This window comes from Bacteroidales bacterium (genome assembly GCA_023229505.1).
Lineage (GTDB): Bacteria > Bacteroidota > Bacteroidia > Bacteroidales > JAGOPY01 > JAGOPY01.
Map to the genome: position 1 here is coordinate 48,207 of JALNZD010000024.1, position 8,942 is coordinate 57,148.

An 8,942-nucleotide genomic window follows, 5' to 3' on the forward strand; every position below is an offset into this window, starting at 1 on the left:
TTATGGAAAAACGCTGGGTATTAAAACCCCAAGGAAATAAAGATTTGGTCAGGCATTTGAGCAAGGTTCTCAATATTAACGAGAACGTGGCGAATCTATTGGCCCAACATGGGGTTACCAGTTACGATGAAGCGAAGGCTTATTTTCGACCGCAAATGGAGCATCTTCATGACCCCTTTCTGATGAAAGACATGCACCTGGCAGTAGAAAGAATCGAACGGGCGCTGAAAAAAGGTGAAAAAATACTTGTCTACGGAGATTATGATGTGGATGGCACAACGGCCGTCGCTTTAGTTTATACATTCCTAAAAACCATTCACGACAAGGTTGATTTTTATGTTCCCGACCGCTACAGCGAAGGATATGGCATATCTTTCAAAGGCATTGATTTTGCCGCCCGGAATGGGTTTAGCCTGATCATTGCGCTCGATTGCGGGATCAAAGCGGTTGAAAAAGTGGATTATGCAAAAGAACACAAGGTAGATTTTATTATTTGCGATCATCACCGGCCCGGCGATAAACTGCCGGCCGCCTGTGCTATCCTCGATCCGAAAAGGGACGATTGCACTTATCCTTATAAAGAACTTGCCGGTTGCGGTATCGGCTTTAAGCTTGTCCAGGCATTTGCCTGGAAAAACAACATTGCTTTTTCATCACTGGAAGAGTACCTCGACCTGGTCGTGGTCAGCATTGCCTCCGATATCGTTCCGATAACCGGCGAAAACCGGGTGCTGGCTTACTATGGCCTGAAAAGGATCAATACCCAACCCCGTGCCGGGCTTGAAGCGATCCTGAATGTCAGCAATAAGTACAGCAAATCGAACGGGGGGGATGGCGTCAATAAGCAATATATCAGGGAATTGACGATCAACGACCTGGTGTTTATCGTCGGCCCGAGGATCAACGCGGCGGGAAGGATAGAAAGTGCGCGCAACTCTGTTGAATTGCTTATTACAAAAGATCCGGAACGGGCTTTCAAGCTGGGAAACCAGATCAATGAAATTAACACCGAAAGAAAAACCCTGGATTCGCATGCCACGCTTCATGCATTGGAGATCATGCATGCTGATCCGAAGCTTAATGAGCGAAAGAGCACGGTTCTGTACCACGCGGAATGGCATAAAGGCGTAATCGGCATCGTAGCGTCCAGGCTGATAGAAACTTTCTACCGGCCAACCATCGTTTTAACTGAATCGGAAGGTATGATTACCGGATCAGCACGCTCCATCAAAGGGTTCGATATCTATGATGCCGTCGATGCCTGTGGCGACCTGCTCGAACACTTCGGCGGCCATACTTATGCCGCAGGCCTTTCCTTAAAGCCCGAAAATCTGGATAAGTTCAAAGAACGGTTCGAGGATTATGTCAGGACCCACCTGACGGAAGAACTTTCCACGCCGGAAATTGAAATCGATGCAAAGTTAGACCTTCAGGATATAAAGCGGAAATTTTATGACGTACTCAAACAGTTCGCTCCCTTTGGCCCGGGAAATATGTCGCCGGTTTTTGAGACAGATAACGTCGTGGACGCCGGTAAAGCCAAGATCGTCGGCAATAACCACCTTAAACTTGAAGTCTTTCAGCGCGATGTAAGGAGCGAACCGATCTCATCCATTGCTTTCCAGCAGGGAGAGGAAAATTTTGAGTATATCCGGGATGGCAACCCGTTTAATATCTGTTACCATATCGAAGAGAATGAATGGAACGGCAAAAAATCGTTCCAGCTCAATATCAAAGATATAAAGGCGGATGTTGGGTAAGCTCCGGCACCCCGAACCACTAACCATTAACCTTCTGAACGGATCCCCTTATTTTAAAGGCTAAGTAAACAAGAAGTAATCCCGCAATCAGGGCCAATAACCCGATAACGATAAAGAGGGCTTCTATCGCACCCATCGGGTTAAAAAACAATAACAGGCCGAAAACCAAGGTAATAACCCCATTCAGGGTAAACAAACTGGAATTTCTGACCTTCCCCTTCATTTGCACGGCAATGATAATCTGCAATAAACCCATAATGGTCGCCCAGATACCGATCATGATAAGGAAAATCTGCAAAGATGATTTTGGATAAAAAACGATAACAGCACCGATCAGGATGGCTAAAATGGCCTCTGCCATAAGTAACAGATAGGGCTTTTCTGCGCGGAGGTTTTTATAAGAGAAATAAAATAAAATCAAACCCCCTAATAGTATAAGCAGGCCAAAATAAATAGTAAGCGAAACAATGGTTTCAGCAGGCACCAGCAGCGCTAAAAGGCCAAACAGGATGGCAATCACACCGTTGACCAGGAAAATGATCCAATTGGTTTTTTTCATAACTGTGATTATTAATACATATTAAATTTTTACTTTTGATACACTCCCCTTTTAAACACCTATCTCCAGGTAAGTCCGGATAACCAGGTAAATACCGAATAAAACCAGCCCAAACCCCGCAATCCGGTTGATCCAGACAATATTATGCGTTTGAATATATTTCTTGACCTTATAAGCGGAGAATATTTTAAACACATCCATCAGAAGTACAATTCCTAGTGTGGTAGTGAAGAAAATGATCAGTGACAGGATTTCACCCTTATAGTGTGATGTAAACCCGACCACCACCCCCATCCAGAAAATCCAGATGAAAGGATTGGTGAAATTGATAAAAAAGCCTTTGAGTATATACGTTAAAAAAATTGGATTTTTTTGTTTCAGTTCAGGATTATGGCTGTCGACATCGATAGTTGCTTTTCTCCTGTAAGTAACGATGCCGAATATGATCAGGATGATACCGCCAATCAAACCAAGTAGCGTTTTGTTATTTTCGAAAATCTGCACTGCGCCGATGAAACCCATGGCAACTATTGCTGCATCACTTAAGAAAACGCCAAAAGCTAATAATACAGCTGCCCAGAAACCCCGGAGTATACTGGTTTGAATTTCAGCCACCAGCGCAGGGCCAAAACCAAAGAAAATGCTAAGGGTAAGGCCCAGTATGACACCTTCTATGATAGTCTGCATCAGCATTTTTTGAAATTAAAATCAGCCAGGTACTTTTCCCACGTAGCCGGCTGATCCTTTTTCAGGACGCGTGGAAATTTATTAGCTCCGCCTTCTTTGTTGTGAATTTTCATCCAGGTCGAAAAAGCCTGCGATGGCAAAACCTCGACGAAAATATCCTTGATGGCGGCTACCCGCTCAACACGATAATCGTCATTGAGGATTTTCAGGTATTCATCGATCTTTTCCTTTGCCAGGTTAGCATTGAGCGGGTCATCCGTTCCCAGGTACCATTTATGAGCAAACAGGCTTTCATGCTTGATGCCGGTTACTGTAAACTCCCTGATCTCAATATTTAGCTCATCGCAAAGCATTTTAACCGCACAGTTCATGTTTTCCACTGAAAGATGCTCACCGCAAATGCTTATAAAATGCTTGGTCCGGCCTGTTATGATGATCTCCGAATGTGCCTTTGAGGTAAATTTTATCGTATCACCGATCAAATAGCGCCAGGCCCCGGCACAGGTTGATAATAACAGGGCATACTCCTTATTCTCCTCCACCTGGTTAATCGTAAGAGTTACCGGATGATCCACCATGTCGCCTTCATTGTCAAAATTATACTCGTCAAAAGGAACAAATTCAAAAAACAAACCATTATCAAGGACCAATTGTAACGCTTTCACATTAATCCTTTTCTGGTAAGCAATATAACCTTCTGAAGCTAAATAAGATTCATGAAAGATCATCGGCCTGCCGAAAAGTTTTTCAAATGATTTTGCATAAGGTTCAAAGGATACACCGCTATGAACATAAATCGCCAGGTTAGGCCAGATATCGTGGATCGTCTTAACCTGGTAAAAAGAGATGATGCGCTCCAGGATGATCTGTATCCAGGCCGGGACCCCGACGATAACCCCGATATCCCAGGTTATGGCTGATTTAACGATCTCATCGAGCTTCGTGGCCCAGTCACGCTCCCTGGATATCCTCTTGCCTGGCTTGTAAAAATGCTGGAACCAGAAAGGTATCGTGCTGGCAGAAATCCCCGACAGATCGCCCTCGTAATAAGTACCGTTGAAATGTAAATGAGTGCTTCCGCCAATCATCAACATACCTTTTTCATAAAACTTATCGGGCAAATGGTAAGAAAGAGAATATACTAACTGCCGGATACTGACTTTCCGTATCGCCCGGATCATTTCCGAAGTAACCGGTATATGTTTGCTTGATGCTTCCGAAGTACCGGATGTTAAAGCGAAATACTTGACACGCCCCGGCCAGGTGATAAAAGCTTCTCCGTTCAGGATACGGTACCACCACTTTCTGAACATGGTGTTATAGGTAAAAGTCGGAACCCTTGATTGAAACATCTTGACATAATCGTCATTTTTCAGGATGTCAGAAAAACCGTAATATTCACCGAAAGCAGTAAATTGGGCCTTCCGGAGCAGTTTTTTAAGTACCCGCTTTTGTGCAGTATAAGCATCAACTTTTGGTTTAGCCATATCAGGTAGCCGGCCTAATTCATATGCTCTTTTAACTAATGGTCCTAATATCGGCATCTGGTGAAACGGGTTTTTGTCAAACAAAAGTAAAAAATAAATGATAATTTAGTATTTTTAAGTCCGTTAAGCAATGAGATCATGATGAGATGGCTGAAAGCAATTGCAATCCTGGTATCTGCCCTCGTTGTCCTGGCATGCCTGCTCTTATTACTGGCAACACTGGCAGATTACAGGCCGGAAGATCCTGAAAAAGCGGAAATGAAAGGTAATGCTCCTGAGATTCAAATAAATGACAGTATCTTCACTCTTCTGTCCTGGAACATCGGCTATTTCGGATTAGGAAAAGATTGTGACTTCTTTTATGATGGCGGCCGGATGACAAGGCCTTCAATAGCAGATTACCAGAACTATTCAAGGGAAGCCCTGAAATATCTTGAACTATCCGAAGGGGTTGACTTTTGTTTTTTTCAGGAAGTGGATCTGAAATCCAGGAGAAGTTATTACGATGACCAGGTTGACAGGCTTCGTAAAATATCTCCGCACATGGAATCATCTGCCGCAGTTAATTATCTTGTCAGCTTTGTGCCGGTGCCCTTGCGCAATCCTCTCGGTAAAGTGAAAAGCGGCCTGGTAAGCTTTTCGTCCTTTCATACCATGGAAAACATCCGTTATGCATTTCCGGGCGGCTATAACTGGCCGCTCAGGTTGTTCATGCTTGACCGATGTTTCCTGCTGTCGAGGCTTGCTCTGCCCGGTGGCAAAGAACTGGTACTGATAAATACGCACAATGAAGCCTTCGATGACGGATCGCAGCGAAACCAGCAAATAGCTGTATTGAAGGAAATGATGCTGAAGGATTATGAAAAAGGCAATTTTGTGATCACGGGCGGTGACTGGAACCTGAACCCGGTCGGGTATAAGGCCGGAACTTTTATTACGGGAGATATTGCGAGAACGATTGAGCCGGGAATCGGAGCAGATTTTATTCCGGAGGGCTGGAAATGGGTTTTTGACCCGGAAATCCCTTCAAACCGTAATGTTGATGAAATATATACCAGGGGGAAAACTCCGACGACTATCATTGATTTTTTTGTCGTATCGCCCAATATTTCGGTTGAAAAGATCAATACCCAGGATCTTGGCTTTGCCTGGAGCGACCACCAGCCGGTACGGATGGAATTTAAAATTAATTGATCCTCTTAAAATTCTTATTATTAACCGCAAAGGCGCTTAGAAATGTTGAATTTTGAATGTTGAATGTTGAATTCGGGAAAATATTTTAATTAAATTCCTTATGTGCCTTAATCTTAGTGCTTCTGAGTGTCCTCAGTGCCTTAGTGGTTAGACAAATAAACCCGAAGCAATCCCATCAGCAAAAAGCTTTCCTTCATCCGTCAGAAAATACTTTGTCCCTTCCCGGTATAAATGATGTTTTTCTAAGTAGATCTTAGCATTCCGGATAAAACATGATTCAAAATCACTTCCGAATACGTTCAGGATATGAGTAGTATCACAGCCCCAGACAGTTCGCAATGAAGTCATCACATATTCATTATACTTCTGGTCTTTTGTTAAAATTTCCTTTTCCTCTATGGTTGTATGAAAGTTATCAAGCTGAATATATTTGGTGATGTTGGAAACGTTCCATTGCCTGGAATTTCCGTTGTATGAATGGGCTGAAGCCCCGAGGCCCAGGTAATGCCCGCCAAGCCAGTACAGGCTGTTATGCCTCGAATAATAACCTTCCCGGGCGAAATTCGAAATTTCGTAATGAATAAACCCATTTTTCCTGACCTGTTCAAGCAGGATCTTATAGTGCCCGATCGATTGCTTCTCATCCACCCTGGCGTATTTTCCCTTCCTGATCAGCAGATCGAGGGGGGTTTTCTGCTCAACGGTCAGGGAGTATGCAGAAAGATGTGGAATATTCAGTGAGAAGAAATATTCAAGGTTTTTTGCCCACTTTTCGTCAGTCAGCGTGGGGATTCCATAGATCAGGTCGATGGTCAGGTTATCAAAACCGTTTTTCCGTGCGTCATCAATGGCCTGAAATGCCTGTCCGGAATTATGGACGCGGTTGAGGTAAAGAAGATCATCGTCAAAAAATGATTGAACCCCTATACTTAACCGGTTAACAGGTGTGTTGTTCCATTCCCGGGCACTGATTTCTGTAATGTCATCAGGATTGGCCTCCAGGGTGATCTCAGCCTGGGGATCAACGGGAAAATGCCGGTAAATCTGGTCGAAGATACGGATAAGCTCATCTGTTTGCAAAAGGGATGGAGTCCCACCGCCAAGGTAAATGGTTTTTACCGTTTCCCCGTCGAAATAAGCCTTACGCAATTCGATTTCCTTCAGCAAAGCCTCTATGTATGGCACTTTCCACCGGGTCGTTGCAACGGAGAAAAAGTTGCAGTAATGACATTTCTGCTTGCAAAAAGGGATATGTATATAGATTCCGACCATTATTTTAGCTTAACCGCAAAGGCACACAAAGTACAACGCAAAGTAACGCAAAGTAAATACATCTAAGGTAGAAAACCTTCGCGCGCCTTCGTGAAAACCCTTCGTACGCCTTCGCGGTTAAACAACAATCTTTGCATTCAGAAAAATCTTTTTAAACGTCATGAATCCAGGTGGTCAATTTGAAGGAATTTTCCTTTCTGACAACTTACTATTACAACATCTACATTTTGATCCATTTTCCAGATTGTATAGTCCGTTGATTCTGATCGAATATACGATAAAGATAAATCCCGGTAGGCAGGCTGGAAACACTTATTGAATTAGTCCCTATTGTAATTTCCGATTGCCTGAGCAAATTCCAGAACCATTATTTTAAATCTTAATTTCAGGTATTCTTTGGTTTCTTTATTCATCTTATTACCTTTGTTTTCACACATTTAAAATTACTTAAAAGTGTAACTAAGGTATTGTGTACCTACAGATCTCCTTACCATATCCAACACGATTATTATATTTGGGTAGGACATCGAATATTAGACTGTATAGGGTGGGCCGACAATATATTGGAATATTGAATACTTACCGAAAATAATCTGGCATGAAACCTCTTTCAATTTTCATTTTTCTCCTTAATATTTATTTGTTCTTAACTCCATTTGAAGTTTATCCACAGGACTCAACTTTTGTCATAAACTGGATGGGTGACTATGATGAATCTCCTTCAAACTTCATATTAACAAGTGATGGAAGTTTCCGTGGAATTATCAATAAAGTACTTCAAACTGATAGCAGCTATACAAATTTCCCGTTCGTATATAAAATAAGTCAGTTTGGAGATACCCTGTGCCGGCAAATTGAAAAACAAGACACAATTCTAGCCTTTTACAATCTTATTAATTTAAATTTCAACTCCGGAGGCGCTCTTTTGATGGGTACGGGAATACGGGAAGGTCAGAGTTCTTATTTTCCGTTCACAATATTTATTAAAATAGACAATGATCTGAATGTTATCTGGGAAAAGATCTATCATTTTAACTTTGTTTATAACGGATACAGATATCATGCATTAGAACTCACTGATGGAAATATTTTATATGGATGTTCTCCTGAAGGATGGCGAAATATGTTTTTGTTAAAGATGTCGGGGGATGGTGATAGTCTTCAATTTGTCAACTGGACAGAAGAACAATCGGGAGAATTATGGTGTATGACGTATAATTCCGATTCAACTGCCATATGGTTACACACTGAAGGGGCTTACTATGAAATAGGAGCCCAGATTTGTTCAATCGTTGAAATCGATACTAATTTGGAATACCTGAGGCATTTTTATTATCCTGAATATTATAGAACACCTTATTATTCAAGAATATATCCTGGTAATAAATTGATAACAGGAGGTTGTAAAATAATACCTGAAAAATCAGTTAACAGGTTTACTTCATATTTGCTCGATTCCAACCTAAATATTCAATCTCAGCTAAATTTAACTAAACCGGATACCATATCAAGAGCTGGAGAATTGCAATGTATTGATTTTATTGAGCCATCCTCAATATTTTTGGGCGGGATATTTAATTTCCAGGGATTTACAGGTTCAGATGTGAGTTGGATGTATGTAACCAAGCTCAACGACACTCTTGGAATCGAATATGAAAAATATATCGGAGGTGATGCGAATTATTGGTTAACAGGTGTTACAGCAGCAACAGATGGTGGTGTTTTACTTGCCTCTACAAGACATAATTTAGATGCCACCTGGTGGATGCAAACTGATGCTGTTCTTATCAAATTAGATGCGAATGGTAATTTGACCGGAATAAAAGGTGGTCAGGAAATTTCGATTTATGATGTTATAACTCAAGTTTCGCACTTCTGTAATGCTTAATTGACGTGGCTTTCATGCGACATCCTTTAAATTGTTAATGTTAAAGTTTTCTGATTGTCGTTCCAATATCGCCATTAAAAATAATTGTTCTGATT

At 41.8% G+C, this 8,942-nt stretch carries 7 protein-coding genes; 3 read left to right on the forward strand and 4 right to left on the reverse strand.

The features are described from left to right. The first annotated feature begins 2 nt into the window (after positions 1–2). Positions 3–1,760 (forward strand): single-stranded-DNA-specific exonuclease RecJ, encoded by a 1,758-nt coding sequence (gene recJ / locus M0Q51_10025; GenBank protein MCK9400311.1) that lies wholly within the window; start codon positions 3–5, stop codon positions 1,758–1,760. 19 nt (positions 1,761–1,779) lie between these two features. Here the strand turns inward: recJ and M0Q51_10030 are convergent, their stop codons facing one another. From M0Q51_10030 to M0Q51_10040, 3 genes are read right to left on the reverse strand one after another with little or no spacing between them, the layout of a single operon-like run. Next, positions 1,780–2,319: a DUF308 domain-containing protein gene (locus M0Q51_10030; GenBank protein MCK9400312.1), complete on the reverse strand. Its 540-nt coding sequence runs from the start codon at positions 2,317–2,319 to the stop codon at positions 1,780–1,782. 51 nt (positions 2,320–2,370) lie between these two features. Beyond that, on the reverse strand, positions 2,371–3,006 hold the full coding sequence (locus M0Q51_10035) for a LysE family translocator (protein MCK9400313.1): 636 nt from the start codon (positions 3,004–3,006) through the stop codon (positions 2,371–2,373). Beyond that, entirely contained in the window at positions 3,006–4,550 is a 1,545-nt protein-coding gene (locus M0Q51_10040) for a GH3 auxin-responsive promoter family protein (protein MCK9400314.1), read from the reverse strand. Before M0Q51_10040 ends, M0Q51_10035 begins: the two co-directional genes overlap by 1 nt. An 81-nt stretch (positions 4,551–4,631) precedes the next feature. Here M0Q51_10040 and M0Q51_10045 point away from each other — a divergent pair, with 81 nt between their 5' ends. Next, positions 4,632–5,687: a hypothetical protein gene (locus tag M0Q51_10045; GenBank protein ID MCK9400315.1), complete on the forward strand. Its 1,056-nt coding sequence runs from the start codon at positions 4,632–4,634 to the stop codon at positions 5,685–5,687. A 147-nt stretch (positions 5,688–5,834) separates the two neighbouring features. Here M0Q51_10045 and hemW read toward each other — a convergent pair whose 3' ends face one another. Further along, positions 5,835–6,959 carry a radical SAM family heme chaperone HemW gene (hemW, locus tag M0Q51_10050; protein ID MCK9400316.1) on the reverse strand — a complete coding sequence of 375 codons (1,125 nt, stop codon included), beginning with the start codon at positions 6,957–6,959 and terminating at the stop codon, positions 5,835–5,837. Between the two features lie 598 nt (positions 6,960–7,557). Here hemW and M0Q51_10055 point away from each other — a divergent pair. Continuing rightward, positions 7,558–8,847: a hypothetical protein gene (locus tag M0Q51_10055; protein ID MCK9400317.1), complete on the forward strand. Its 1,290-nt coding sequence runs from the start codon at positions 7,558–7,560 to the stop codon at positions 8,845–8,847. Positions 8,848–8,942 lie beyond the last annotated feature (95 nt).

Bases quoted from the DNA above. Each gene is read 5' to 3' on its own strand.
- M0Q51_10040 (MCK9400314.1), bottom strand. From the start codon at position 4,550: ATGCCGATATTAGGACCATTAGTTAAAAGAGCATATGAATTAGGCCGG.
- M0Q51_10055 (MCK9400317.1), top strand. From the start codon at position 7,558: ATGAAACCTCTTTCAATTTTCATTTTTCTCCTTAATATTTATTTGTTC.
- recJ (MCK9400311.1), top strand. From the start codon at position 3: ATGGAAAAACGCTGGGTATTAAAACCCCAAGGAAATAAAGATTTGGTC.
- M0Q51_10045 (MCK9400315.1), top strand. From the start codon at position 4,632: ATGATGAGATGGCTGAAAGCAATTGCAATCCTGGTATCTGCCCTCGTT.
- hemW (MCK9400316.1), bottom strand. From the start codon at position 6,959: ATGGTCGGAATCTATATACATATCCCTTTTTGCAAGCAGAAATGTCAT.
- M0Q51_10035 (MCK9400313.1), bottom strand. From the start codon at position 3,006: ATGCAGACTATCATAGAAGGTGTCATACTGGGCCTTACCCTTAGCATT.
- M0Q51_10030 (MCK9400312.1), bottom strand. From the start codon at position 2,319: ATGAAAAAAACCAATTGGATCATTTTCCTGGTCAACGGTGTGATTGCC.